Origin of the sequence: Paenibacillus sp. FSL K6-1330, assembly GCF_037976825.1 — a bacterium.
Taxonomy (GTDB): domain Bacteria; phylum Bacillota; class Bacilli; order Paenibacillales; family Paenibacillaceae; genus Paenibacillus_AQ.
This window is the reverse complement of sequence record NZ_CP150269.1, coordinates 6,801,247-6,827,734: the sequence shown is the minus strand read 5'-3', so window position 1 is coordinate 6,827,734 and position 26,488 is coordinate 6,801,247. Positions and strand designations below refer to the sequence as shown.

The window sequence follows — 26,488 nt, the reverse complement described above, 5'->3', positions numbered from 1 at the left end:
ATACATATTTATGAGACGGATAAAGTCAATGAATACCTATGACAAAAGCGTCGTTTTAATGCAGGAGACAGAAGACTTCCGAACAAGATCATCACTAGCCTGACTGCTTCACGATGGAAAACCATATCAAGAGCATCAGCAGTCAGTCACCTGATTTTTATGGCTTACCACGTCAAGGGCAGAGCTCAGGGGACAATGTGAATCGATCGGAGGATGGAAACGGATGGGCATGACGTAGAGATGAAGGGAATGGATGAATGGGACCTTGCATAAGGTCCTTTGGCTGTTCCTTGGGGAGAGGGATGAGGATAAATGACGGACACAAACACAGTAAAAGTTGCTATTGTTGGATCTACCGGTTACGGTGGCGTGGAACTGATCCGGTTGCTGCAAGCACACCCGCGCGTTGAGATTACATCGGTAATCTCTTCATCAACTGCAGGCGTACCGATATCGGATGGTTTTCCACATTTGACGAATATCATGACCCGGAACCTGGATGGTGTTAATCCAGCGGAAATCGCGGAGGTGGCGGACTTGGTGTTCGCGGCCACACCTTCGGGCGTTAGTGCCAAGCTGGTGCCAGAGCTGCTGGATGCGGGCCTGAAGGTCATTGATCTCTCGGGAGATTTTCGCTTGAAGGACGGAGCAGTGTATGAACAGTGGTATAAGCACACGGCTCCGAGTGCGGAACTTTTGGAGAAGGCTGTATATGGCCTATGCGAAGTGTTTGGCGAAGAGGTCCGCGATGTGGATTTCATCTCCAATCCGGGCTGTTATCCGACAGCAACGCTGCTCGGGCTGATTCCGGCAATTAGTGCGGGATGGATTGATGCCTCTTCCCTTATTATCGATGCCAAATCCGGCGTGTCCGGTGCAGGCCGGGGAACGAGTTTGATGACGCATTATGCCGAGATCAACGAGAACTTTAAAGCTTATAAGGTGAATAAGCATCAGCATATTCCCGAGGTTGAGCAGGTATTGACTCAGGTTGCGGGCGAACCGATCACCGTTACCTTTACGACCCATCTGGTCCCGATGACGCGGGGAATCATGACCACCATGTATGCCACGCTGAATGGCCCTTATACGGAAGAGGATATCATTGAGCTGTATCGCCAGTATTTCAAGGACCGCCAGTTTGTGAGAATCCGTGACTTGGGCGTATGGCCTGCGACAAAAGAAGTCACCGGGTCGAACTTCTGTGATATCGGATTTGCGGTGGATGCGCGTACGAACAGAGTGACCATTATATCGGTCATTGACAACGTGGTGAAGGGTGCGGCCGGGCAGGCGATCCAAAACCTGAATTTGATGATGGGATGGGAGGAGAGCCTCGGACTTACGTTTACGCCGATTTATCCGTAAGCGGCTGGGGATACAGACATGGGAGAGAATATGTTTGCGATTATTGATGGGGGCAGCATCATAACGCCGCAAGGCTTTAAAGCTGCTGGACTCCACTGTGGACTTAAGAAGACCGATCGTAATGATCTGGGCGTCATCGTATGTGACGTGCCTGCTGTGGCGGCTGCTGTATATACGACAAACCTCATTCAAGCGGCACCACTGAAGGTGACGCGTGAAAGCCTGCAGGACGGCAAGCTTCGCGCGATCGTCGTCAATAGCGGGAATGCCAATGCCTGTACAGGTAAGCAGGGTGAAGAGGATGCTTATACGATGCGAGCTAGCACGGCTGCACAATTCGGTCTGGAAGAGAACGATGTGGCTGTCGCCTCAACGGGAGTCATCGGGGAACTGCTGAAGATGGACCGCGTTTCCTCGGGTATCACCGGCCTGCCTGCACGACTCAGCGGCGGAAGCGAGGGGGCTGAAAGCTTCAGCCAGGCGATTTTGACAACCGATCTCGTGAAAAAGGAAGCCTGCGTCACCGTACAAGTTAACGGTACGAAGGTGACTATCGCCGGAACGGCGAAGGGGTCGGGGATGATTCATCCGAACATGGCGACCATGCTCGGATTCATGACGACGGATGCGGTCATTGGTCAGGAAGCGCTGCAGCTGCTGCTGCGCCAAACGACCAACCTGACCTTTAATATGATTACGGTGGATGGGGATACAAGCACCAACGATATGCTGGTTGCGATGGCCAGCGGCCTGGCAGGGCATGACGTGCTATCGCCGGAGCATCCGGATTGGGATGCATTTGCAGCCGGCTTCCATTATGTATGCCAGCAGCTGGCGAAGGCGATTGCACGTGACGGAGAGGGAGCTTCCCGCCTGATCGAAGTTCGCGTGAACGGCGCCGAAAGCGACGATGACGCGCAAGCCATCGCCAAGACGATCATTGGTTCCAGCCTGGTCAAATCTGCGGTGTTCGGCGCAGATGCTAACTGGGGACGCATTATTGCGGCTGTCGGCCGTGCGGGCCGTCCGGTCAATCCGGAGACGGTGGATATTGCCATCGGTCCAATTTCGGTGCTGGAGCAGTCAAGGCCCGTTGCTTTTGACGAGGATGCGGCTCTGGTTTACCTCCAGGGTGATACCGTGGATATTGACGTGAAGCTGCATATCGGAAATGGCTCGGCTACGGCCTGGGGCTGTGATTTAACTTATGACTATGTCCGCATTAATGCGGCTTATCGTACGTAGATAAATAATCAGTAGGACGGAGGAGACGGATATGAAGAGCACGATCGATCAAAAGGATACGTTGCCGGTCCAAACAGCAGGTGCAGATGCGTTTGTTATGAAATGCGGCGGCAGCACGCTCGCTGCGCTTCCTGACAGCTTCTTCGAGGATTTGAAGGATCTGCAGCAAAAGGGAGTCAACCCCGTTATCGTTCATGGCGGCGGACCTGCGATCTCCGGCAATCTGGAGAAACTCGGCATTGAGACCGAGTTTGTGAACGGGCTGCGCAAGACGACGGAGGATGTGCTGGACGTCGTGGAGATGGTCCTTGCGGGTACCATCAATAAACAGATCGTAAGGCGGATTCAAAGCGTGGGCGGCTCTGCCATCGGCTTGTCCGGCTCGGACGGCGGACTGATTGAGGCCAAACCGGTGACGAACCACGCGGAGGTTGGCTGGGTCGGCGATGTGACATTTGTGAAGTCGTCGATTCTGAGCGGCGTGCTGGAAATGGGCTATATGCCTGTGGTTGCACCGATCGGGGTGGATCCATCCGGTCAGCGCTACAATATTAATGCCGATACAGCGGCTGGTGCCGTTGCCTCCCATCTGGGGGTACACCGGATGATCGTTGTCACCGACGTACCCGGGATCATGAAGGGAGCAGGCGGCGAGAAGCGGGTGCTTCCGACCGTGACGGTGCAGGAGATTGAGGACATGATCGGGACAGGCGAAGTCTACGGCGGCATGATACCGAAGGTCAGAGCGGCCATCAGCTGCATTCACGGCAAAGTGAGCGAAGTCGTCATCGTGGACGGAAGCGAACCGAATGTACTGAGCCGAGTGCTTGGTGGAGAAGTGCTGGGAACGCGCATCGTGCGGATGTAATAAGGAATGAACAGGTTACGGCTTGATATTCAAACCGAAAAACTTCAACGGAGAAGGCGGAATCATTCCGTAGAAGCGAAGTGGGCCCCTTTGTCCACGGAATTTATCCTAACTTATATCATTCAATAAAATTCTGTGGGCAACAGGGATCGGAAGAATGATCCGAATTCGCAGTGCTGGGTAAGCATAGTAGATGTCTCTTATCGCAGACGTTTCAAACCTGAAACATGAAGCGATGCCATATGCAAAGGAGTGTGTGAAGGTCATGGGAAAAGAAACAGCAGCAGGCGGTGTTAAAGCAGCGAATGAAAGCTCATTGTTCCAAACGTATGCCAGATATCCAATCGCCTTGGTCAAAGGGGAAGGCAGCTGGTTATGGGACGATCAAGGCAACAAATATCTTGATTTTATGGCGGGTTTGGCGGTAACGAATCTTGGCCATGCTCCGGTGAAAGTAAAAGAGAAGCTGAAAGCCCAGCTGGATGAATTGTGGCATGTCTCGAACCTGTTCCACATTCCCGGTCAGGAAAAAGCAGCTGAGCTGCTGACAGCCAACACCTGCGCTGACGCCGTTTTTTTCTGCAACAGCGGAGCGGAAGCGAACGAAGCGGCCATTAAGCTGGCGCGCCGCTACCATCAGAAGGTGAAGGGAACGGGACGGTACGAGGTCATTACGTTTACGCAGTCCTTCCATGGACGGACGTTGGCTACGCTGACGGCAACCGGCCAGGATAAGGTAAAGGAAGGCTTCCTTCCGCTTCCGGCAGGCTTCAAAAGCGTTCCGCTGCATGACCTTCCGGCACTGGAAGCGGCCATTAACGACAACACCGCCGCCATCATGATCGAAATGGTGCAGGCGGAGGGCGGCGTGCATCCGGTGGAGCCGGAGTTCCTGCAAGCCGTCACAGGGCTGTGCAAGAAGCACGGACTACTGCTAATCGTCGACGAGGTGCAGACAGGCATGGGCCGGACCGGCAAGCTGTTTGCGCACGAACATTACGGCATCGAGCCGGACATTTTCACCGTGGCCAAAGGGCTCGGTTCCGGGTTCCCGGTTGGCGCGATGCTGGGCAAAGCTTACTTGCGCGAAGCCTTCACGGCAGGAAGCCATGCGACGACGTTTGGCGGCACGCCGATTGCGAGCGCCGTCATCCAGGCCACCATCGAGACAATGCTCGAGGACAACGTGCCGCAGCGCGCGGCCGAAGCTGGAGAATATTCGATGACCAAGCTGAATGAGAGCCTGGGCAGTCATCCTTTTGTGAAGGCGATCCGGGGTAAAGGCTTGCTGATCGGCATCGAATGCGCTGAACCGGTTGGCGAGCTGGTACTGAAAGGACAGAGCCGCGGGCTGCTGTTCGTAACGGCAGGACCGAATGTGATCCGGCTGCTTCCGAATCTGTACGTCACAAAACAAGAGATCGACCAGGCGGTATCGATTGTTACGGAACTTATACATGAGCATACGGCGGTTAGCCAAGCATAGAAGAATCGTGCAGCAGCATTTTGGACAATAACAGCATGGTTAAGGAGGACTGAAGGATATGGCCGCAAGCGGACAAGTGAAGGAATTGAGCCTGAAAGGGCGGGATATGATCGAGCTGGACGAATACTCGACGGAAGAGATTCAGTTCTTGCTCGATTCGGCAATTGAGATCAAGCGCAAGCAGAAGAACGGCGAAGTCTATCAGCCGCTGAAGGGCAAGACGATTGGTTTGATTTTTGAGAAGTCGTCCACGCGGACGCGGGTGTCGTTCGAGGCTGGCATGTTCCAGCTGGGCGGACATGCACTCTTTTTAAGCAAAAACGATATTCAGCTCGGACGCGGCGAGCCGATCAGCGATACGGCGCAGGTGATGTCCCGTTATCTGGACGGCTTGATGATCCGTACTTTCGGGCACGACAACGTAGTCAACCTGGCGAAATATGCCTCCATTCCGGTTATCAACGGCCTGAGCGACATGGCGCATCCATGTCAGGTACTGGCTGATTTGCAGACCGTGCTGGAGCACAAAGGCAAGCTAAAAGGCCTCAAAATGGCCTTTATCGGCGATGGCAACAATATGGCGCATTCACTCCTGATTGGCGGAGCCAAGATGGGCATGCATGTGGCTGTGGCCAGTCCCAAGGGCTACGAGGCGGATGCCAGCATCGTGAAGCTGAGCGAGGAGATCGCAGCGCAAACGGGCGGCAAAATCACGATCACCCAAGACCCGATCGAAGCCGCGAAGGATGCGGACGTGATCTATACGGATGTATGGGCAAGCATGGGCTTTGAAGAGGAGCAGGCACAGCGGGAAGCCGCTTTTGCGGACTACCAGGTGAATGAGGAGCTGGTGAAGGCGGCGAAGCCGGATTACCTGTTCCTGCATTGTCTCCCTGCCCACCGTGGCGAAGAGGTTAGCGAAGGCGTGATCGACGGTGCTAATTCCGTTATTTTCGATCAGGCTGAGAACCGTCTCCATGCCCAGAAGGCTTTGATGGTTGCTTTGATGGCTTAGAGTCATTCAATTGCAACGAACATTCTCTATGAAAATGCGTTAATGGACGTTATCTTTAGTATAATGAACGACAGGGTTGTTAGTAACAAAGAGAGGGAGTTTAACCATGGCAAAACAAAAAATCGTACTGGCGTATTCCGGTGGCCTGGATACGTCCGTTATTCTGAAGTGGCTGAAAGAAACCTACGATGCGGAGATCATTGCTTTCACGGCCGATATCGGCCAGAAGGAAGAGCTGGACGGACTTGAGGAAAAAGCGCTGGCGACAGGCGCCTCCAAAGTATACATCGACGATCTGCGCGACGAATTTGCAACAGATTTCATCTATCCGATGTTCCAGGCGGGTGCCATGTACGAAGGGCAGTACCTGCTCGGGACCAGCATCGCGCGTCCATTGATTGCTAAACGCATGGTGGATATCGCACGTGCGGAAGGCGCGACGGCGATTGCGCACGGCGCTACGGGTAAAGGGAACGATCAGGTTCGCTTTGAGCTGGGTGTTGCCGGCTTGGCACCGGACATTGAAGTAATCGCTCCTTGGCGCATCGAGGAGTTCCGTAACTCCTTCCCGGGACGTGCGGAGATGATCGCATACGCGGAAGCGCACGGCATTCCGGTAACGGCATCGGCTGCCAAATCCTACTCCATGGACCGCAACCTGCTCCATATCAGTTATGAGAGCGGTGTGCTGGAAGATCCTTGGTTCGATGCAAGTGCAGAGGATAGCAAGGATATGTACCTGCTCAGCGTATCGCCTGAGGATGCACCAGACGAGGCGGAATACCTCGAGCTTACGTTTGAACAAGGGAATGTTGTTGCGCTGAACGGCGAATCGATGAGTCCGCTGCAAGTAATGGAGAAGCTCAACGAGCTGGGTGGCAAACACGGCATCGGTCGCGTGGATATGGTAGAGAACCGTTTCGTTGGCATGAAGAGCCGCGGCGTCTATGAGACTCCAGGCGGAACCATCCTGTTCACCGCTCATCGCAAAATGGAATCCATCACGATGGACCGTGAAGTGATGAATCTGCGCGACAGCCTGATTACCCGCTATAGTACCTTGGTTTATAACGGTTTCTGGTTTGCGCCGGAGCGTCTGGCACTGCAAGCGCTGGTAACGGAGAGCCAGAAGAACGTATCCGGTACGGTGCGCGTGAAGCTGTACAAAGGCAACATTATCGGCGCAGGTGTGAAGAGTCCGGTCAGTCTGTACAACCCGGATATCGCAACGATGGAAGCCGATCCGACGCAAGCTTATGATCAGGGCGATGCCACCGGCTTTATCCGCTTGAATGCACTGCGTTTGAAAGTGGCAACCGGCGTGAACCAGAATCAATAAGTTTACAATAATGAACAGGCTGAAGGCCGTTTCATGCTAGGGAGCTCCACTGATTCTCGCGTAACCGGGATGAAAGGGACTTCTTAAGCGGGAAGCGGCCCTCTGCCTTAAACAGAGAGGGGCAAGTGTTGTGAGCAAGTTATGGGGCGGACGCTTTACGAAGCAGACCAACGCATTGGTAGAGGAATATACGGCATCCATCGGTTTTGACAAGCAGTTGGCCGAAGAGGATATCCAGGGAAGCCTTGCGCATGTGTCCATGCTGGGCAAATGCGGCATCGTGCCGGCCGAAGACGTGGAGACGATCAAGGCTGGCTTGAACAAGGTGTTGGAGCGCATCCGTGAGGGCAGCATCGAGTTCTCCGTATCGGATGAGGATATTCATATGAACATCGAGAAGAATCTGATTGAGGAAATCGGACCTGTCGGCGGCAAGCTCCACACAGGCCGCAGCCGTAACGATCAAGTGGCTACGGACATGCATCTGTATTTACGTAACCGCGTAGTGGCGCTGACTGGCATGCTGCATGAGCTGCAAACCGCATTGATCGGACAAGCCAGGGATAACCTGGATACGATTATTCCAGGGTATACGCATCTGCAGCGTGCACAGCCCATTCTGTTCGCACATCATCTGATGGCTTACGTGTCCATGTTTCAGCGGGATATCGACCGTCTGATCGACAGCTATAAGCGTATTAACGTGTTGCCGCTCGGGGCAGGCGCGCTTGCGGGTACAACGTTCCCGATCGACCGCCATTTCGTGGCAGAGCAGCTTGGGTTTGATGGTGTTTACGAGAACAGTCTGGATGCGGTCAGCGACCGGGACTTCATCCTGGAATTCCTCTCGGATGCTTCCATCATCATGATGCACTTGTCCCGCTTAAGCGAGGAGCTGGTGCTTTGGAGCAGCACGGAGTTCAATTTCATCGAGCTGGATGATGCGTTCTGCACGGGCAGCAGCATTATGCCGCAGAAGAAGAATCCGGATGTGCCTGAGCTTGTTCGCGGCAAAACCGGACGGGTATACGGCAATTTAATGGGTCTTCTCACCGTGCTGAAGTCCCTGCCGCTTGCTTATAACAAGGATATGCAGGAAGATAAAGAGGGCATGTTCGATACGGTGGCTACGCTGGAAGGCGCATTGCAGCTGTTCGCGCCGATGATCGCCACGATGAAGGTCAACAAAGGCCGCATGCGCGAAGCGGTGAATACCGACTTCTCCAACGCAACCGACATCGCGGACTTCCTGGTGGGCAAAGGACTTCCTTTCCGTCAGGCGCACGAAGTGATCGGCAAGACTGTATTGTACTGTATCCAGAACAGCAAGTATTTGCTGGACCTGACGCTGGACGAATTCAAGCAGTTCTCGGAGCTGTTCGACGACTCCATTTATGGCGTCCTTCAACCGGAGACGGTGGTCAATGCGCGTAACGTATACGGCGGCACGGCAACCGAGCAAGTGAAGGCGGCCATTGATCGCAGCGTGCAGACCCTTCAGGTCACGGAGGAATGGCTGGGTCTCCGTCAAGGGAATGTAGAGTAACGGCATAGAATACTTGGCGTGAAAAAAATAGAGGTGGATCGGCAAACGATAAGTTTGCTGATCCACCTTTTTTAAGATATCAGAAACGCACCTCATAGAACCGAAAACGAACCGCTGGCATGTCATGGTGTGTCTATAGGTTTATCAGGCCTTCAACGGTAGCCACTTCAGCACATCCTGAATGTGGGTATCCCAATATCCCCAATCATGATTGCCTGGACCTTCCTGATAGATGAGTTCGAGGGAGGTTTCTTCGCAGGCTTTTCGGAACGCTTGATTGTCTTCATAGAGGAAGTCTTCGGTTCCGCAGCATTGATACAGCAGCGGCTTAGGCCCTTCGGATCGTTCGACTTCCTGTAGCAGCCACAGCAAGTCGTTGTCGGTACCGGTAATATCTTGATCTCCGTAGACTAATTGATGTTCAAACAAGGCCTCATTCCTCCGGATATGACCCGCCATATCGAGAGCGCCCGACAAACTGGCAGCCGCGGCAAAGGATTCCGGGCAGCGGAGCGCCAGCTTGAATGCCCCGTATCCGCCCATGGACAAGCCGGCGACGAAGTTATCTTCCCTCGCGGGGGATAACGGGAAGAAGGAACGGGCAATGGCCGGCAGCTCCTGACTGATGAAGGTCCAATATTTGCCACCGTATTCCATGTCGGTATAGAAGCTGCGGTGAACTTGCGGCATCACGACGGCAATGCCCATCTCGGCCACATAGCGTTCAATGGAGGTTCTGCGCAGCCAGATGGAATCGTCGTCGGACAGGCCGTGCAGCAGGAAGAGCGTCGGATGCAGACCGCTTTTGGCATGATTGGTCATACCGATCTGCGAAGAGGTTTGCTGAGGGAGAATGACGGTCATGGACGTACTGAGACCCAGTACCTCCGAGTAAAAGCGACATTGCATAAGAGCCATGATGATGTATCCCCTTTCACTTTAATAAATGAGAGATCAATGACGAGCCTATTTGAATCATATCACAATCAATCTCCCTTGCTCCAAGCAAACCCGAACCATCATTTGCAGGCAAAGACGAGATAAAGTGCCTGAGAACGCCTCGGTCTTGGGACCGAGGTGAAGTTCAGCCAACGGGCTGTTCTATGAATAGCGGAGGTGTGGTATCTTAGAGGGAGATTATGACTCCACCTGGTGGAGGACGGACATTTATTGTAGAAATAACTGTTGTGATGAAGAAGTAAAGATATAGATAGTGATTACTTTGTAAATCTGGAGGAGGATACTCATGATACCACATGACGACAAGCTGTCCGATCTGAAGATTACGGGAACCGGAAGTTCAAGCGGCGGCCAATACGATAAGGTGCGCATTGACGGTGCCGGGCAGGTGAATGGAGATCTGGATTGCCGAGAATTAATAGGTAATGGAAATATGAGTGTTAGTGGCGCCATAGCTGCCCGTACGATTCGCGTGAACGGATCGGGAACCATTAAGGGGGCTGTGGAGTCTGAGGAGCTGCATGTAGCCGGCAGTTTGAGTTTGAAGGATGGATTGCGCTGTCGCTCCATCTTTATCGGGGGGCATTGCAGCATTCACGGAGATTCCGAATCGAAAAAACTTGAGGTCACCGGAAACCTGAGAAGCCGTGGTGACGTGCGGAGTGAATCCGCCACGTTGCAAGGGGGATTTAAGATCGATGGCCGCCTGCATGTTGGAACAGCGGATATCCGAGTATTGGGCCGCTGCCTTGCACAGGAAATCGTTGGAGACCGGATAACGGTCCGCAAAAAAGGGAAGCGGCTCTGGGAAATGCTGTCCTTGCCTTTACGGGGAACACGGCTGGAGGCTCGTATTATTGAAGGCGATGTCCTTGATCTCGAGTATGTTGAAGCCGATATCGTCCGCGGTAACCGGGTGATCTTAGGCAAAGGGTGCGAGATTCGGCAAGTGGAGTACAGAGATGAACTGTCACAGCATCCGGAAGCCGAGGTCAGAGCATCTCGGCAGTTTTAAGGATAACAACGATGCCCTTCCGGATGGGACATCTGAATGCCGAGCTGATTGAAGGCGAGGATATCCGTCTGGTGAATACGAGAGCTGCTATAAAGGCGATACATTACATTGAAATAACGGCAAGGCAAACAGCCCGGATTCGCGGTTCTATCGCGAATCCGGGCTGTTCCATGCTGTCTTCAGGTTTACGGGGCACTGATACCGTCCTCAACCACTTCCTCTTTCGGGGTATCATTCGCTTCAGGCAGTTGGACATCGTTCGTCGGATTAATGGCAACGATGCTGTTCTGGGGGCGGTAGGTATCCTTGGATATTTTGACTTTCTCCACAACTTTGCCGTTTACTTTCTTGGCTCGGTAGGTTTCAACCACATAGCCTGGCTTCCCGTTCTGAACCACCTGCTTGAGTCCTGGAGGAAGCGAGTTATTGTGAATGATTTTCTCTGGTGACGGCAAGGTTTCAACGGTGGTGGACACAAGCTCATATTCCGTATTTTCCGGGAAGGTGCCGAACATCTTTAGTGTTAAATTATCGTGCGATACCTCCGATAAAATAAGCAGATGCTTGCCTGTATTGTTCCGAAAGCGAAAATTGATCACCCCTTCAGCAAAGGTGGCATCCTGCCCCTTGGGCAGGTAGCTGACCGGAAGGGAATGATTGCGCCGTTCGGTGATTTCCAGCCCGACGAGCAAAGCGGCATGATAGACTGTGCTGGATACCTGGCAGATCCCGCCGCCGATCCCGGGAACCAGCCTGCCGTTCACGATAACGGGGGCTTCTTCAAAGCCGTACTCCTTCTTCGCAGCATCAATAATATGAGCATAATTGAATTCATCGCCGGGCTTCAGAATCATGCCGTCTACGGCTTTGGCAGCGGCAGTCACGTTATGAACGCGTCCAGGCCCGCTGGATCCGAGACTCGTAGAGAATTCGACGATTTTGCGCTCAATCCCCTCATCCTGCAGCGATTTTACGGTAACGGGGGGCTTTTGACGGATGACAGGCAGTTGGACCGTAATGATCTCATCGAATTTCGGCTCGGTGAAGTGGGACTCATTCGGAAGCGCAGCGCCGAACCCTTCATAGAATGCCGGCCAATCGATGCGGTATGCCGTTTTCTCCGGGGTGTACCGGACAACGTCATCTTCGGATATGCTCCGCACCGCATTGACGGGTTCGCCAAAGCGTTCCTTTTGCCAGTCTTCGCTCAACCGCTCTTTTAACACATTGCGATCCCAGTCCGTGGATATATGCCACTCCAGCTGAAAGTTACGCCGGTAAAGAACCTGATCCCATAATGATCCTTCGGACAACCTGGCGATAGCTTCCCGAAAATCGGCAGCGCTGAATTGAACTCCGGCTTCCCGGAGAGTGAAGCTTTCCGTGTGCCCTTTCAGAGTGTCCGATTGCAGCTCCACCTTCAATGCTGTCATCGCCTGCAGCCGTTGATCCAGCTCTGACAGCACCTCGTCTGCGGGTGTACCGCCTACCTGCCAACCGGAGAGAACGACCCCCTTCGGGAGTTCCTTCTGGTTCACGTACATCGTCAATAGACCGAAGCCGACGGAGAGGAGAAGACCGAAACTGATGACAATGATGAGACCAAGATGAATTTTTTTCATTCGAACCACCTTCTTAACTTCGTATTGGCCGCAGTTCATGCACTTTTTCATGTATATGTCACGGTGGGCTTAAACTTTCGGGTACTCAAAAGGTAACAAATTTGTTACAATAGACGATGTCGTGAGGATTTTTCATGGATTTTAAAGGAATTCGATGGAAACTGTCGAAAAGTATAATGGCTAATTAAGGATTGGGAAGTGATGAAGTGATCGAAATGCAGGACGTATGGAAGACTTATCCGAACGGCGCTCATGCGCTTCAAGGAGTTTCCGTCAAAATCAATCGAAATGAATTCGTCTATGTTGTCGGACCGTCAGGTGCTGGCAAATCGACGTTTATGAAACTTATCTATAGAGAAGAAGTGCCTACGAAGGGGCAAATTTCTGTTAATGGATTTAATATCGGGAAGCTGAAGCAGCGCAAAATTCCCTATGTTCGCCGAAATATCGGGGTTATTTTTCAGGACTATCGTCTGCTGCCCAAGCTGACTGCTTACGAAAATGTAGCTTTTGCCATGGAGGTTATTGAAGCGCCGCAGCGTCTCATCAAGAGACGGGTCATGGAGGTGCTGGAGCTTGTGGGCCTGAGAGCCAAGGCGAACCGCGAACCTTCCCAACTCTCCGGGGGTGAGCAGCAGCGGATCGCAATCGCCAGAGCGATTGTGAATAACCCCTCCGTCATTATTGCGGACGAGCCTACAGGTAACCTGGATCCGGAAACCTCGTGGGGCATCATGCAGCTGCTGGATGAAATCAATTTCAGGGGAACCACCATCGTAATGGCTACCCACAACAGGGATATCGTGAACACCATGCGTAAACGCGTTCTTGCGATTGAGCATGGACAGATCGTCCGTGACCAGCAGAGAGGAGATTACGGGTATGAATTTTAGAACCTTCTTGCGGCACTTGCGGGAAGGGGCGAAGAGCGTTTTCCGGAATGGATGGATGTCGGTGGCATCGGTTACTTCCATCGTAGTGTCTTTGTTTATACTGGGCGTTTTCATGCTATTAGTCATGAATGTTAACGCTTTAGCCGATAAAGCAGATAGCAATGTGCAAATCAATACGTACTTAAATCTCAATGTGGATAAGAAGCTGCGCGAAACCATCAAGAGTGAAATCGAGGCAATGCCGGAGGTCGGCGGCATCAAGTTCGTGTCCAAGGAAGAGGGCATGAAGGAGCTTGAAGAAAGCCTGGGCTCCGAATGGGTGGAAGGCTTCAGCGAGGCGGACCAGAATCCGCTTCCTGATGCATTCGAGGTTTCCGTTATTGAACCGACCACGGTCGGTTTTGTTGCCGACAAGATTACCGCTCTGAACCAGAAGTATACGGAGGAGCCGATCCTGCGAGTCAAGTATGGGGAAGGCACGGTCGAAACTCTGTTCAAGATTACGAAGACGGTGCGGAATATCGGCTTTATTTTCGTAGCGGGACTCGGTTTGATGTCTATGTTCCTGATCTCGAACACCATTCGAGTTACTATTTTGGCCCGTCGCCGCGAGATCGGCATTATGAAGCTTGTCGGCGCGACCAACAACTTCATTCGCTGGCCGTTTTTCGTGGAAGGTGCCATGATCGGCCTGATGGGCTCCATTGTGACGGTCACGCTGTTGTTTGTAGGCTACAATCGTCTGTACGCTGCGTCGCAAACCGATCTGACGCTGGCAAAGAGCTTAATCCCGCTGGGAGATTTGTGGCTGCAGCTCGGCATCATTATCGTTGGGCTGGGAATGGTCATTGGCATCTGGGGCAGCACCATGTCGATACGTAAATTTTTGAAAGTATAAAACAAGGTAAAGGATGGGGAGCGAAACTTGAAGAAAATCGCCGCAGGAGTAGCAGCCTTATTACTGGCCACTGTTATGATCCAACCGACCGTCGGACAAGCCGAGAAGAAGACTTCAGCCGATGTAGATCGAGAGCTGAGCGTGCTTCAGGAGCAGGTCAAGAAAGCACGGGCACAGAAGAACAAAGCAGCGGAAAATAAACAAGAAGCTCAGCATTACAAGAAAAAAACAACGAAGAATTTGAAATATGTGATGGAGCAGATCAGCATCGTCAGCAATGAATTGACCAAAATCTCCATGAAGATCGAGGAGACAGAGGATCTGCTGAGAAAAACAACCAAAGAACTTGAAGCGGCGGAGGAGCGTATCGCCTCCCGTGAGAAGCTGTTGGAATCCCGGATTCGCCTCATCTATATGGATGGGCAAGTATCTTATTTGGATGTGCTGCTCTCCTCGACCAGCTTCAGCGATTTTATTGAGCGTGCGGATTCTTTGAAGACGATCGTTAACCAGGACCAGGATTTGCTGGTGGAGCATAAGCAGGACAAGCTGCTTGTCATCGACAAGAAGAAGGAGCTTGAAGGACAGTATGCAACCGCCAAGGACCTGTATGGCCAAATGGAGGACCGCAAGAGTATCCTGAACGAGAAGGAACAGGAGAAGCGCGTACTACTGGCCCAGTATGATCAGGATATCGAAGATGCGGAAATCTTGACCGAAGAGCAGGATAAAATGTTGGTTGCCTTAGCAAGCAAACGTTCGGATCTGCAGAAGGAAAAGAATAAGCTTGCGGCTGAGGAAGCTGCCCGTAAAGCAGCGGCTGCCAAAGCGGCTGCGGCGAAAAGAGCCAAGGCGACCACCCTCGGTGGAAGTAAAGGTGGCGGCGGATACACAGGTAACGGCGGACCATTCGCGATCCCAGTTTCCGGTGCCAGACTTTCATCGGGTTATGGGCCTCGAGTTCATCCGGTAACGGGCCAGGCTGGCAAGATGCATACAGGCCAGGATTTCGCGGTACCACAGGGGACTGAGATCCGGGCAGCTGAGAGCGGCACGGTCATATTGGCCGAGTGGTGGAGCGGTTACGGAAACTGTGTTATTGTTGATCATGGGGGCGGCGTATGGACCTTGTATGGACATATCCGCAATGGCGGGATTAAAGTCAGCGAAGGCGACAAGGTGTCTAGAGGGCAGAAGATTGCCGAAGTGGGTTCCACGGGTCAGAGCACAGGACCGCATCTTCATTTTGAGGTTCGGATCAATGGATCGCCGGTCAATCCTTCGCCTTATCTGTAACAAACTTTTAGGACTTATACCATATAACCTTCAGACCGCTGTATAAATATTCCCGGCAAGCCAATCATATACTAGGTGGACGGGATTCCCCATGTGTAGCAGTTGAAACGTACAAAGGCGGTGAAGTACTTGCTGAAAAAACGAACGGCTGTCTTTCTGGTCATAGCTGCCATGCTGTGCGGCGTGCTGTTAACGATGGCTTTGACCCAGCTGCCCGCTCCTAGCCAGACCGGAGACGGTGAGGGGCTGCTGGCCAGTATAGCAAACAGGAATGGACTGGAGCAGTCTGAAGCGAAAAAACTGGGGACAGCGATTGACCTCATCGAAAGCAATTATTACAAGGATATCGATCGGTCGAAACTGATCGACGGCGCCATCAACGGGATGATGGAAGCGCTGGAAGATCCATATTCCAACTATATGGGAAAAGAAACGGCAGCCCAGTTTGAAGAGAGCATTGAGGGCTCCTTCTCAGGGATTGGTGCGGAGGTATCCTCTGTAGATGGCAGTGTCGTTGTTGTATCCCCGATCAAGGGATCTCCTGCGGATAAAGCCGGGATCCGGGCAAAGGATACCATCCTCTCAGTTAATGGGGAATCTTTGCAGGGTCTGGAGTTGAACGCGGCAGTCAACAAGATTCGCGGTCCGAAAGGTTCCAAGGCCGTCCTTCAGATTAAGCGTGCAGGCTCTGAGCAGCCTGTCGAGTATGTTATCGTTCGTGATGACGTCGATCTGGAAACCGTGTCGGCACGGATGGAGAAGGGCGGAATCGGTGTTATTGAGATCTCCCAATTCTCGCTGAATACAGGCGAACGCTTTAAGGAAGAACTCAAGAAACTGGAAAGCCAAGGCATGAAGGGACTGCTGATCGACGTCCGGAACAATCCAGGCGGCGTGCTGTCCGTTGTCATCGACATTGCAGAGCAGTTCGTACCTAAAGGCGAGTTGATCGTTCAGGTAGAGGATAAGAATAAGAAGCGGGAGAAGCATCCTTCGGGCGGTGAGGCGAAATCTTATCCGATAACGGTGCTGATGAACAAGGGCAGCGCCAGCGCTTCCGAAATTTTGGCAGGCGCACTGCAGCAATCGGCAGGAGCTACCTTGATGGGAGAGCATTCCTTCGGAAAAGGTACCGTGCAAACGAGCTTTGATAAGCAGTTTGGCGATGGAAGCCTGCTGAAAGTAACGATTGCCAAGTGGTTGACGCCAAACGGTACCTGGATCCATGAGAAGGGAATTGAGCCGGATATTCAGGTGTCACAGCCAGAATACTTTACCGTTGCACCGATCGATAAGAAGAAAACTTATACGTACGACACGAATAGCACGGACGTGAAGAATGCACAGATCATGCTTGAAGCGGTTGGTTATAAGATCGGGCGTACGGATGGCTATTTCGACCGGAATACAGAGAAGGCCGTTAAGAGTTTCCAGAGCAAGCACAAGCTGAAAGCGGACGGTATCCTTAACGGCGCTACAGCCGAGGCATTGGAAGCCGCATTGATTGAGAAGATTCAGGATCCGAAAGAGGATAATCAAATGAATCGCGGAATTGCTGAGGTCCGGAAGGAAATCGCCGCCAAGGCGTCGAACAAGTAAGAAGGCTGAACGTTAGCCTTCTTTTTTTCTTTTAAGATATCTGAAAGTATAAATTTCGAAGCATCTTGAAGCTGAAAGGAGCGTGGCAAGCTGTTGGAGACATTGAAACAACTGCTGATGTATGGGATAGATGCAGGCATACAACTGCTGACGCAGCCCTTTTATTATATTTCGATTTTGTTTGTCATGCTGTTCTACCGAAGGCAGGTGTTGGTGGAGCGTAAGTTGTTCCATGTGAAGCTGCATTCCTGGGGATTGCAGACATGGCGAACGTTTCTGGGCGGGCTGCTGGCAGGAATCGGCGTGTCCATCGTAGTAGCCTTCCTGGGAATATCCTTAAGCCTGGAAGCCATCATATGCATATGGGTGACTTCCCTGATCCTGATGCTGTTTCATATCCGGTACTTATGCTTTGCCTATTCCATCGGTCTTCTCGGGATCATTCAGTTTGGATTAGGCTGGTTTCCGAATTGGCAGCCGGATGGCTGGGTCAGTCACATAACGACAACGATCCATGGATTGGACATTCCTGCGCTGCTGGCTTTATCCGCCGTTCTGCATTTTGCAGAAGCCTTGCTTGTCAGGATACAGGGTTCGGGTTTTGCTACACCGCTGTTTCTTGAGGGTAAGCGTGGCAAGCTCGTAGGCGGTTATCACATGCAGAGCTTCTGGCCCTTGCCCTTGTTCTTGCTTGTTCCGGCGGTAAGCGGAGGAAGCGTGCTGCCATGGACGCCATTCTTCGGTGGTGATGCCTGGAGTACAGGCTTTACCATGATGGCACTCCCGGTCGTGATTGGCTTCGGGGAAATGACGCAGAGCATGCTCCCGCAGGAGAAGGCAAGCATCACATCGAAGCGGCTCATATTTTACGGAGCCATTGTGCTGGCATTGAGCCTGTTGGCCGAGTGGTGGACACCACTCACGATCGTGGCTGCATTAGCGGCATTACTGCTGCATGAGGGCTTGGTGTGGTACAGCCGTTATGAAGAACAGCAGCGCAGTCCGATCTTTGTGCATCCGATTCGTGGACTACGCGTTCTCGCAGTGCTTCCGAATAGTCCGGCAAGCGAACTTGGCATTCTGGCAGGAGAGACGATCCTGAAGGTGAACGGTAAACTGATTCACAGTAAGGAACAGCTGCATAGCGCGCTTCGTCAGAATTCGGCCTTCTGTAAGCTGGAGGTTCAGAACCATCAGGGGGAGAGTAAATTCCTGCAGCGTGCAATCTACGCGGGGGATCATCATCAATTGGGAGCTATCGTTGCCCCCGACCCGAGGGATGGCATAGCGGTCGGGTTGAAGCCGGTAAGCTTGATCACCCTGCTGGCGAATAAACTTCATATTCGCAGCAAGCGGGGTTCTTCCGGTAGTAAGACGACCGGCGGCTCCGAAGAAGCCGGGTTCCATTCATCATAAATACTGAAAGGAGCTGTCCCATAAGTAGGTTTGCTCACTTGACGGGCGGTTCGTCAGATAAAAAATGTGTCAAATGAAGAAATGGCGGTGCTCAGGATGTTATCCTTGCACCGCCATTTCTTGCTTTTCGGTCTTTGTCGCTTGCTTGAGTAGATTATGGGCAAGCGAAAGCCATCCGACCTAGGCTCACTTTCGTCAGTCCTCGAAGCAGAAATACAAATAATAGTGTTCCCGTTTGACGTAGGAACGAAAACGATTGATGGTACGGAAGTCCGGGAGCTGGCGATCTGACGAGAAAAATAGATTCGCTGTGTGTAGGCGTAAATGATGACTTTGGTGAGCATCTTGGGATGGTAGCTGTCTCGTTCGCCACCGGGATAGGTGGCCGAAAAGATGCGGTCATCCAAGCAGTTAACCGCTTCATGCATGATGCGAACAAGATGATGAGGTGGAATGTCGTCCTCCAAATCCAGTTTCTTTTCGTATGTCTAATTAAAGTGAGGGATCTGCACAACTTAGCGGAGAGGACGAATCGATTCCGGACAAGCGTCAGCGCTCGCCTTTGCCCCCACATTTCGTCCTTGCTCAGAACCAATCCAAGAAATGTGGGGGCAACAGTTATCATGAACGAGACAGACTCCCCGTAATTGCAACATCTTAGGTTAATTTTGGGAATAATGGTGTAGTAGAAGCTAAACCAAAACCAAAATCAGAGCTAAATTGCAAAGGAGAGTCTGTACTATGAAGGATACCATAAAATACGTAGGCTTAGACGTGTCGAAGGAAAATATTGCTGTATCTGTAGCTGATCCAGGAAGAGAAGGCGCTCGGTATTTGGGCACGATTCCTCATACCGAGTATCACATCTTGAAAGTATTGAGGAAGTTAGGCCAACCCAATGAATTAAGCGTTTGTTACGAGGCAGGTCCAACAGGATATCCTTTAGTTCGTTTGCTAACTGCACATGGATATGACTGCATTGTTATCGCCCCATCACTTATGCCTAGTCGTCCAGGAGAACGGGTAAAAACGGATCGTAGGGATTCGATGCGTCTGGCACAATTACTTCGAGCAGGTGAATTAACACATGTGCATGTACCTACTCCAGAGGAAGAAGCGCTTCGTGATTTGGTACGAATGCGTGAAGATGTTAAGGAAGATCGAGCTCGAATCCGGCAGCGGATCGGGAAGTTTCTCCTTCGTCATCAGATTGCACCTAAAGAGCCACTTCGCCGTTGGACGGCTAAATACCGGTTATGGTTAGGACGTATTCCATTCGAGTCCGCTTCTCAACGTTTGGTTCTGCAGGAAATGCTGCATCAGATGGATGAAAATGAAGAACGTCTGAAGCGTATGGAAGCAGCCATTCACGAAGAAGCCACGGAAGGGCACCACGCCCCCTTAATACAAGCCCTTCAAACCTTACGTGGAGTAGCTGAAACGACAGCAACAGGAATCGTAGCGGAAGTGTGTTCATTTACCCGGTTTGGTAATGCGAAGGCTTTCATGGGGTACACAGGTTTGGTGCCGAGGGAATACTCAAGTGGCCAAAGCCGATGGCAGGGAAACATTACGAAATCGGGGAATACCCACCTTCGTCGTTTATTGGTCGAATCCGCTTGGAGTTACCGCTATAAACCTGCGCTACAAGGAGAGTTAAAGAAACGTCAACAAGGAAAATCTCCTGAAATTCAGGCCATATCCTGGAAGGCACAGTATCGACTACATCGAAAATACACGAAAATGCTGTCAAAGGGTAAGCCTAGTGGCAAAGCAGTTGTGGCCGTGGCGCGTGAACTAAGTGGATTTATTTGGTCGATTGCCCGAGAACTTGAAGAGAAAGGGATAAATAGGTGATCACCATTCCTATTGGAATCTAGTCGTATTGTGAGAATGGTTGATTCAAGGTGATCCCGTTCCCCCAAAAACAGGTGGAAGATGAAAAACTGAGTTAGAAGGCAAAGGGAAAAGCCGTAAGAGAGAATCCACGTCCATCGCTATGTGCCATCCCTCCAAAGGAAACGACGCACGACAACAGTTCGTGGTGCACTCTCTGCAGACGGAGAGAAAACATGCGGTATACAAAACCCGCGGATATCAGACTGCTCACCGTTGATAGCTTTTGCCTTCTAGTTCAGTTTTTACACCCTCTCTTGTATAAAGGGGATTGGGAAAACAAGGGAGTTACAAACTGCTATTTGACAGGTCTCGTTCATATCAGCGATGGGAGGAACGATTCGTACATGGAGCGTCTTCTAACAGCAAGAAGGGGCCTCCCGCAAGATCTAAGATCTTTTGGGACAGCCCGCTTTTTTGGATGCATATGCTCGGACCAGTTTAACGAAGAATGTTAACCCTGCAACTTTTTAAGATAAAAAATGGCGATTTGCGTCCGGTCCCGAAGATTCAGTTTTCCCAGGATTTCGGTGACATAGTTTTTGACGGTGCCTTCGCTTAAGAAAAGCTGTCCGGCAATTTCCTTATTGGACAAGCCGTCCGCAATAAGGACGACGACTTTCTTCTCGGCCGGGGTCAGCCCGAATTGTTCCAGCTCAGCAGCTTTAGGGACGGGCTGCGATGTTGGACGAAGCATGCCAGTCAGCTTGCGGGCGATATCGGGATGAATCAGCATATTACCGTCATGCACCGTTTTGATTCCCTGGATGATGCGGTCCGGCGGAATGTTCTTCAGCAGATAACCGCTAGCCCCGTTCCGCAGAGCCTCCACGATATAATCATCATCATCGAAGGTAGTCAGCATAAGCACTCGCACATCCGAATGTCGTTCACGAATCCGCCGCGTTCCTTCCACACCGTCACATACAGGCATCCGAATGTCCATGAGCACAACATCGACAGGAAGTCCCTCCTCCAACAAAGCCAGCGCTTCCTCGCCGTGCTCCGCGACAGCCGATACTTCGATATCCGGGTCCATCCCCACCAGTAATTTCAAGCTTTCCCGAATGAACGGGTCATCATCTACAATTAAAACGGATATCATGGATGGCCACGACCTTTTCTATAAAATAAGATACTGCGTCTTGTCTTGTTAAATTACATAATCTCACGCTTCTGGTAGACAGGCAGCCGGGTGATGACAGTAAAAGGTACGGTTCTCCGTACCTCCAGCGTCCCACCCACCACTTGGGTTCGTTCGAGCATGCTGCTCATTCCGATACCTTGATGGTCTGGTGCAGCTTCGTGGCCAGCTGGCTCCTGGACTGTGCCATCGTTGGAAACCTCCATCCGGACGTCCTGATCTCCGTAATGCAGGATGATTTGGATTCGTTTAGCCTCGCCATGGCGGATGGCGTTTGTGATAGCTTCACGGGCATTTTTGTACAGCACCACCTGTTGACTGGGATAGAGCGGATAGGGGATGCCCTGCAATATAAGGTCGGTCTCGATCCCGGTCTCCCGGCCGGTCTCTTCCAGGAGCCGATCCAGGGAATAGTCGTCCGTAATCCGCCGGACCGGGTTCATTTGTTTTACGGCCGATCGCATCTGCTCCATGCTCTCTCCTAGCTGGTCACGGATTTGATGGAGCATATCCATGCCGCGGCCGGAATCTTGAGGCACGATATGGAGAGCTGCTTCCATCATCATTTTTATGCGAATCAGGCGGTGGCCGATATCGTCATGCAGCTGGCGGGAGATGCGGTTACGCTCCTCGGCCTGCGCTGCGCTCTCTACCTGATGGGCAAATTGCAGCAATTGTCTGCCTGCTTCATCCTGCTGGAAATGCAGCCTTTTCAGCTCGTCGTATAACTGAATATGATCCACTTGCTTCTGATGCATTTCATGGATGTGGTTGAACGTTACTGCCATGAACAGAAACAGAAGATTGGCTGTCGTCAGCAGCAGGGCATCGTAATCGGTTATGGCCATGTTGAGCAACAGAAGGTGACCGAGCGCCAGACATAGCCTACCTGGCCGCTGCAATAAGGGCAAATAGACGCATAGGGTGGAGATGGACAGGAACACCATCATGAAGCCGTATTGATGGCATAGCCACAGAGATAGTGGAATTTCCAGCAGAGCGGCTGCCTTCAGATAAGCAGGCGATGGCAAAAAGCGGCTTAGCACCGTAATCGCCAGAAACAGCAATATGTACACCATATATTCCCCGTAATCATCGAGCTGCTGCAAAAAGATGTCTGCGGCGGCCGGAAGAAGAATTAATCCATACCTTAGATAGGTGAGTGGGGATGTCACGTGCGATCAGACCCTTTTCCATAGTGAAATCAAAACGTTCAAACGATTGGCTTCATTATATCACAAGGATGTTTTGGGCAAGGAGATGACTTTCGTCACCCTATAAGGTGACTTCTTCTACCTTAATAATTCGGATATTCCAGGTAGAATGAAATCAACAAATGGTTACGAGAGATATGAGAAATGGAGATGGTGAATATGGCGGTCTTTCTGCAGATGAAGGATGTCGTGAAAAGATATGGAAACAAGCTGTCGGTGGATCATATGAACCTGGAAGTGAACGAAGGGGAAATCTTTGGACTTTTAGGACCGAACGGGGCCGGCAAAAGCACGTCTATCAGTATGATCTGTGGCCTTCTTCCCAAGGATCAGGGCAGCATTAAGGTGGACGGTATCTCGATTGATGAGCAGCCGCTGGAAGTGAAGCGGAGAATCGGGTTGGTGCCGCAGGATCTGGCTCTGTACGAAGAGATGTCGGCTTGGGATAATGTCGTTTTTTTTGCAAAATTGTACGGGCTGCGAGGCCACCAGTTGAAGGAACGGGTGCAAGAGGCGCTGGAGTTTGTCGGCTTGCAGGATCGGGCGAAGGAAAAGCCGTCCACCTTCTCCGGGGGGATGAAACGAAGATTGAATATTGCATGCTCAATCACGCACCGTCCGAAGCTGATCATTATGGATGAGCCTACGGTAGGGATTGATCCGCAGTCCCGAAATCACATCCTGGAATCCGTGAAGACGTTGAACCGCATGGGCTCTACCGTAATTTATACGAGTCATTATATGGAGGAAGTTGCTGCGATCAGTGATCGGGTGGCGATTATGGATCAAGGTCATGTTATCGCCTGCGGGACGCAGCAGGAGCTTCGGGCACGCGTGGCGCATGAGGAAAAAATCATACTTACGGCTGATGGGATCACACCGGAATTGGTGGAGGAGTTGACCATTCACCCGCGCGTTCGACGCGTCACGCAGAATGATAACCAGATTGAGGTCTATGTACCGTCGGCTCAGGAGGAGCTACAGGATATTCTGTTCATCTGCAGTAAGCAGCATACGACGCTTCGCTCTCTGGAGTGCGAGGAACCGGGGCTTGAAACGCTATTTCTCAGTCTGACCGGGCGGACGCTGCGTGATTGATCATAAGGGACATATGCAGAGGAATTCATGAAGGAGGAATACCCGAAGATGAATACGATGATTATTGCCTGGTTTGAGCTAAAGCGGATGGCTACCAGCCGATCGGTGCTGATTAACCAGTTTTTGCTGCCACTCCTCCTTATTTTTATATTGGGAAATGCACTCTCGGGCTGGTTTGGCAACGATCAGGAGTTTAAACAGCCATCGGTCAGAGTGGGATTTGTAGTGAATGCTGTGGACGGAGGCCAGCTGCCGGGGAGTGTTCAGGCTCTAACCGGCTCACCGGAGATACAGGACATTCTGGTTCAAGAGATGGCATCCAGCCGTGAAGAGGTTGAAGGAAAGCTGCGCAGGGGCGAGGTGGATTATGCGGTGATAATTCCCGCTTCCTTTGATGAACGAATGGGCCAGGGAGCGGACGTGAAGCTTGAATTGTTGCCCGGAAGAGACCGTAATCTTAACCTGGTAGCAGACACCATCTTCAAGACCTTTATCGCGGATGTCAATCACAAACAGGCGGAGGTTATCGTTATGGGCGGAGATAAAGTTCTTGCCGCTCAAACGGCAGCACCTGTTGAAACCTCGTCCGGATCGAACGTAACGATCGGGAAACTAAGCGAGAAAGGAGCCACGTATTCAGCAGCCCAATATTACGCAGCCTCCATGCTGATCATGTTTCTTTTGTATTCCGGTCAGATGGCAAGCAGCAGTCTGCTGGGAGAGCGGGAAAGCCGGACCCTGTATCGCCTGCAAAGCGCACCGGTCACACCCGGAACTGTATTTGCCGGTAAGATTATTGGCTGCAGTCTGATTACGCTTGTACAGGCAGCAGCCATTGTGCTGGGTTCCATGTGGCTGTACGGCGTGAAATGGGGGCCTCACCCTTTGCTGCTCATCATGGTCTGCGTTTTAATCACGCTATCGTCCATGACCATTGCCACGTTTATAACCCTAGTCTCCTCAACGGCGGCAGGAGCCAGGGGGCTGATGCAGGCGATCATTATCGCCATGACATTTGTCAGCGGGGGATTCATGCCGCTTCCCGTGGAATTTTTCCAAAAGATCGCTTCCTTCACCGTCAATCATTGGGCCATGCAGAGCATGCTGCGGATGATGCTGAACAGCGACGTGCAATTGATTCTCACTTGTCTGGGTATGCTAGCGGCTATTACCGCGGCCCTGTCGGCTGCAGCCATGATTACGTACAGAAAGGTGGGATACCATGCATAGCTTAACCATAGCCTGGCATATGGTAAGACGCACACTGGGGCGCAAAAGAGGCTGGATCGTCTTCCTGCTGGTTCCTTGCGTGGTTGTTACCTTGACGGTGTTTTTCTTGGGGCAGACCTCGGCTGCGAGCATTCTGGTCTCTTATGTGAATGAGGATGAGGGCCCGGCAGGCCAGTATCTGATGAACGAGCTGGAGCGCAGCGGCCAATACGTACTCAAGGAGTTCGAATCCGAGAACATGTTGAGAGAAGACCTGGTGGAGAATAAAAGCATGGTAGGCGTTTATATACCGGGGGGCTTCAGCGACGGATTGATTGAAGGACAGTGGCCGACGGTTCAGGTATATGAGGCTTCAACTTCGGAAGCTTCGGTGATGATACGAATGACGGCGGACTCTGCGGTTACGCGTCTGAGCGGCACGGCTGCTTTGATTCGGGAAACCTCGGAGCCGGCTGTTGACCGCATGTTGATGCTGCAAGAAGTGCTCAAGCAATCCGCGCTGAATCGGGTGGATACTGAGGTCACGGATTTGAATCTGTACGCCAAGCCGGGACTCTCGAACGTAACAGGCTTTACCCTGATGTTCATGATGACCCTCATCTCCAGCGTTGTGTCGATGATGATCGATGACCGCAGACAGCGAACGCTGTCTCGCATGTACACTGCACCGGTGCGTGCCTATCAGATCGCTTTAGGTAATTTTCTGGGCAGCTTGGTGGTCGGCTCGTTGCAGGTGATCATCGTGCTCGCGCTCAGCCGGTATGTGCTCCGTTACGATTACGGAATTCCGTTACTGCTGCATTTCCTTATTCTGATGGCCTTTATGATGGTATCGTTAGGGCTGGCAAGTACGGTTGCTGGGTTGATCCGAAACGGGCAAAATGCGGCTATGATCAATTCCATGATCGTCACGCCGACCTGCATGCTGGGCGGGTGTTTCTGGCCGCTTGCTATCATGCCGGAATTCATGCAGAAGATCGCCAACTTCATACCGCAAAAATGGGCCATTGAGGCGGTGGAGATCGCGGCTACAGGCGGCACGTTTTCCGATATCGCACTGCCGCTAGCCATCCTCAGTCTGATGGCGGTCATTCTGCTGGCCGTCGGTTCCGCTGTCCTGCGGCCAAGCGAGCGCGGGGCAGGGCAAGGCGCTTAGCTTAACAAGTATGTTGGAAACCTAATGTCTCTCAGGAACGTTGTTAGTAATCGAATCATTTTTTTTAAACGAAAGCGCCCGGTCAGATCTGAATGCATGGATTCAGTCTACCGGGCGCTTATTTCATATTGGGGACGATGGGGTGGCATTTTCTTCTAAGTCAAGGCGTGGAGTGGGTTGAGCC

Annotated in this window: 21 protein-coding genes; 17 read left to right on the top strand and 4 right to left on the bottom strand. The window is 51.9% G+C overall.

Translation table 11 applies throughout. The annotated features are described in order from the left end of the window. Nucleotides 1-312: 312 nt before the first annotated feature. The 7 genes from argC (at nt 313) to argH (ending at nt 8,867) form a co-directional block, all read left to right on the top strand. Nucleotides 313-1,368: an N-acetyl-gamma-glutamyl-phosphate reductase gene (argC, locus tag NYE54_RS31160; RefSeq protein WP_339268439.1), complete on the top strand. Its 1,056-nt coding sequence runs from the start codon at nt 313-315 to the stop codon at nt 1,366-1,368. Between the two features lie 18 nt (nt 1,369-1,386). Then, nucleotides 1,387-2,613: a bifunctional glutamate N-acetyltransferase/amino-acid acetyltransferase ArgJ gene (gene argJ, locus NYE54_RS31155; RefSeq protein WP_076324031.1), complete on the top strand. Its 1,227-nt coding sequence runs from the start codon at nt 1,387-1,389 to the stop codon at nt 2,611-2,613. A gap of 31 nt (nt 2,614-2,644) precedes the next feature. Next, nucleotides 2,645-3,481: an acetylglutamate kinase gene (argB, locus tag NYE54_RS31150; RefSeq protein WP_339268437.1), complete on the top strand. Its 837-nt coding sequence runs from the start codon at nt 2,645-2,647 to the stop codon at nt 3,479-3,481. 265 nt (nt 3,482-3,746) lie between these two features. Further along, nucleotides 3,747-4,967 (top strand): acetylornithine transaminase, encoded by a 1,221-nt coding sequence (locus NYE54_RS31145; protein WP_339268435.1) that lies wholly within the window; start codon nt 3,747-3,749, stop codon nt 4,965-4,967. A gap of 58 nt (nt 4,968-5,025) precedes the next feature. Next, a complete protein-coding gene (gene argF / locus NYE54_RS31140; protein WP_339268433.1) occupies nt 5,026-5,982 on the top strand; it encodes an ornithine carbamoyltransferase in 957 nt (318 codons plus the stop codon). Nucleotides 5,983-6,088: 106 nt separating this feature from the next. Next, on the top strand, nt 6,089-7,321 hold the full coding sequence (locus NYE54_RS31135) for an argininosuccinate synthase (RefSeq protein WP_076324035.1): 1,233 nt from the start codon (nt 6,089-6,091) through the stop codon (nt 7,319-7,321). 130 nt (nt 7,322-7,451) lie between these two features. Next, complete coding sequence (gene argH, locus NYE54_RS31130) at nt 7,452-8,867, top strand: argininosuccinate lyase (RefSeq protein ID WP_339268431.1); 1,416 nt, start codon at nt 7,452-7,454, stop codon at nt 8,865-8,867. A gap of 144 nt (nt 8,868-9,011) precedes the next feature. Here the strand turns inward: argH and NYE54_RS31125 are convergent, their stop codons facing one another. Then, nucleotides 9,012-9,785: an alpha/beta hydrolase family protein gene (locus tag NYE54_RS31125; protein WP_339268429.1), complete on the bottom strand. Its 774-nt coding sequence runs from the start codon at nt 9,783-9,785 to the stop codon at nt 9,012-9,014. Between the two features lie 328 nt (nt 9,786-10,113). Between NYE54_RS31125 and NYE54_RS31120 the strand changes: the two genes are divergently transcribed. Then, nucleotides 10,114-10,842: a polymer-forming cytoskeletal protein gene (locus NYE54_RS31120; protein ID WP_339268428.1), complete on the top strand. Its 729-nt coding sequence runs from the start codon at nt 10,114-10,116 to the stop codon at nt 10,840-10,842. Nucleotides 10,843-11,027: 185 nt separating this feature from the next. Here NYE54_RS31120 and NYE54_RS31115 read toward each other — a convergent pair whose 3' ends face one another. Then, nucleotides 11,028-12,464 (bottom strand): VanW family protein, encoded by a 1,437-nt coding sequence (locus NYE54_RS31115; RefSeq protein WP_339268426.1) that lies wholly within the window; start codon nt 12,462-12,464, stop codon nt 11,028-11,030. A gap of 206 nt (nt 12,465-12,670) precedes the next feature. Here NYE54_RS31115 and ftsE point away from each other — a divergent pair, with 206 nt between their 5' ends. The 6 genes from ftsE to NYE54_RS31085 all read left to right on the top strand — a co-directional run bounded on the left by ftsE (nt 12,671) and on the right by NYE54_RS31085 (nt 20,423). Continuing rightward, a complete protein-coding gene (gene ftsE, locus NYE54_RS31110; RefSeq protein WP_076324040.1) occupies nt 12,671-13,357 on the top strand; it encodes a cell division ATP-binding protein FtsE in 687 nt (228 codons plus the stop codon). Further along, nucleotides 13,347-14,255, top strand: coding sequence for a permease-like cell division protein FtsX (gene ftsX / locus NYE54_RS31105; protein WP_076324041.1), 909 nt, complete (start codon nt 13,347-13,349; stop codon nt 14,253-14,255). The genes ftsE and ftsX overlap by 11 nt, the downstream gene beginning before the upstream one ends. 27 nt (nt 14,256-14,282) lie before the next feature. Next, complete coding sequence (locus tag NYE54_RS31100) at nt 14,283-15,551, top strand: peptidoglycan DD-metalloendopeptidase family protein (RefSeq protein ID WP_339268424.1); 1,269 nt, start codon at nt 14,283-14,285, stop codon at nt 15,549-15,551. Between the two features lie 129 nt (nt 15,552-15,680). Further along, nucleotides 15,681-17,150 carry a S41 family peptidase gene (locus NYE54_RS31095; RefSeq protein WP_339268422.1) on the top strand — a complete coding sequence of 490 codons (1,470 nt, stop codon included), beginning with the start codon at nt 15,681-15,683 and terminating at the stop codon, nt 17,148-17,150. 93 nt (nt 17,151-17,243) lie between these two features. After that, a complete protein-coding gene (locus tag NYE54_RS31090) occupies nt 17,244-18,566 on the top strand; it encodes a PDZ domain-containing protein (RefSeq protein ID WP_076324044.1) in 1,323 nt (440 codons plus the stop codon). A gap of 741 nt (nt 18,567-19,307) precedes the next feature. Continuing rightward, complete coding sequence (locus NYE54_RS31085) at nt 19,308-20,423, top strand: IS110 family transposase (protein WP_339268420.1); 1,116 nt, start codon at nt 19,308-19,310, stop codon at nt 20,421-20,423. A 493-nt stretch (nt 20,424-20,916) separates the two neighbouring features. Here the strand turns inward: NYE54_RS31085 and NYE54_RS31080 are convergent, their stop codons facing one another. Together NYE54_RS31080 and NYE54_RS31075 are read right to left on the bottom strand one after the other, a co-directional pair. Further along, nucleotides 20,917-21,567 carry a response regulator transcription factor gene (locus NYE54_RS31080; RefSeq protein WP_339268418.1) on the bottom strand — a complete coding sequence of 217 codons (651 nt, stop codon included), beginning with the start codon at nt 21,565-21,567 and terminating at the stop codon, nt 20,917-20,919. Between the two features lie 53 nt (nt 21,568-21,620). Beyond that, nucleotides 21,621-22,781, bottom strand: a complete 1,161-nt coding sequence (locus NYE54_RS31075) for a histidine kinase (protein WP_339268417.1) — start codon at nt 22,779-22,781, stop codon at nt 21,621-21,623. 189 nt (nt 22,782-22,970) lie between these two features. Between NYE54_RS31075 and NYE54_RS31070 the strand changes: the two genes are divergently transcribed. The 3 genes from NYE54_RS31070 to NYE54_RS31060 are packed head-to-tail and all read left to right on the top strand — an operon-like array spanning nt 22,971 to nt 26,304. Next, nucleotides 22,971-23,918, top strand: a complete 948-nt coding sequence (locus tag NYE54_RS31070) for an ABC transporter ATP-binding protein (RefSeq protein ID WP_339273709.1) — start codon at nt 22,971-22,973, stop codon at nt 23,916-23,918. A 48-nt stretch (nt 23,919-23,966) separates the two neighbouring features. Beyond that, a complete protein-coding gene (locus NYE54_RS31065) occupies nt 23,967-25,148 on the top strand; it encodes an ABC transporter permease (protein WP_339268415.1) in 1,182 nt (393 codons plus the stop codon). Further along, complete coding sequence (locus tag NYE54_RS31060) at nt 25,141-26,304, top strand: ABC transporter permease (RefSeq protein ID WP_339268414.1); 1,164 nt, start codon at nt 25,141-25,143, stop codon at nt 26,302-26,304. Before NYE54_RS31065 ends, NYE54_RS31060 begins: the two co-directional genes overlap by 8 nt. Nucleotides 26,305-26,488 lie beyond the last annotated feature (184 nt).

Excerpts from the sequence above, each read along its gene's own strand:
- argC (WP_339268439.1), top strand. The coding sequence starts at position 313 with ATGACGGACACAAACACAGTAAAAGTTGCTATTGTTGGATCTACCGGT.
- argJ (WP_076324031.1), top strand. The coding sequence starts at position 1,387 with ATGGGAGAGAATATGTTTGCGATTATTGATGGGGGCAGCATCATAACG.
- argB (WP_339268437.1), top strand. The coding sequence starts at position 2,645 with ATGAAGAGCACGATCGATCAAAAGGATACGTTGCCGGTCCAAACAGCA.
- NYE54_RS31145 (WP_339268435.1), top strand. The coding sequence starts at position 3,747 with ATGGGAAAAGAAACAGCAGCAGGCGGTGTTAAAGCAGCGAATGAAAGC.
- argF (WP_339268433.1), top strand. The coding sequence starts at position 5,026 with ATGGCCGCAAGCGGACAAGTGAAGGAATTGAGCCTGAAAGGGCGGGAT.
- NYE54_RS31135 (WP_076324035.1), top strand. The coding sequence starts at position 6,089 with ATGGCAAAACAAAAAATCGTACTGGCGTATTCCGGTGGCCTGGATACG.
- NYE54_RS31125 (WP_339268429.1), bottom strand. The coding sequence starts at position 9,785 with ATGGCTCTTATGCAATGTCGCTTTTACTCGGAGGTACTGGGTCTCAGT.
- NYE54_RS31120 (WP_339268428.1), top strand. The coding sequence starts at position 10,114 with ATGATACCACATGACGACAAGCTGTCCGATCTGAAGATTACGGGAACC.
- NYE54_RS31115 (WP_339268426.1), bottom strand. The coding sequence starts at position 12,464 with ATGAAAAAAATTCATCTTGGTCTCATCATTGTCATCAGTTTCGGTCTT.
- ftsX (WP_076324041.1), top strand. The coding sequence starts at position 13,347 with ATGAATTTTAGAACCTTCTTGCGGCACTTGCGGGAAGGGGCGAAGAGC.
- NYE54_RS31085 (WP_339268420.1), top strand. The coding sequence starts at position 19,308 with ATGAAGGATACCATAAAATACGTAGGCTTAGACGTGTCGAAGGAAAAT.
- NYE54_RS31080 (WP_339268418.1), bottom strand. The coding sequence starts at position 21,567 with ATGATATCCGTTTTAATTGTAGATGATGACCCGTTCATTCGGGAAAGC.
- NYE54_RS31070 (WP_339273709.1), top strand. The coding sequence starts at position 22,971 with ATGGTGAATATGGCGGTCTTTCTGCAGATGAAGGATGTCGTGAAAAGA.
- NYE54_RS31065 (WP_339268415.1), top strand. The coding sequence starts at position 23,967 with ATGAATACGATGATTATTGCCTGGTTTGAGCTAAAGCGGATGGCTACC.
- NYE54_RS31060 (WP_339268414.1), top strand. The coding sequence starts at position 25,141 with ATGCATAGCTTAACCATAGCCTGGCATATGGTAAGACGCACACTGGGG.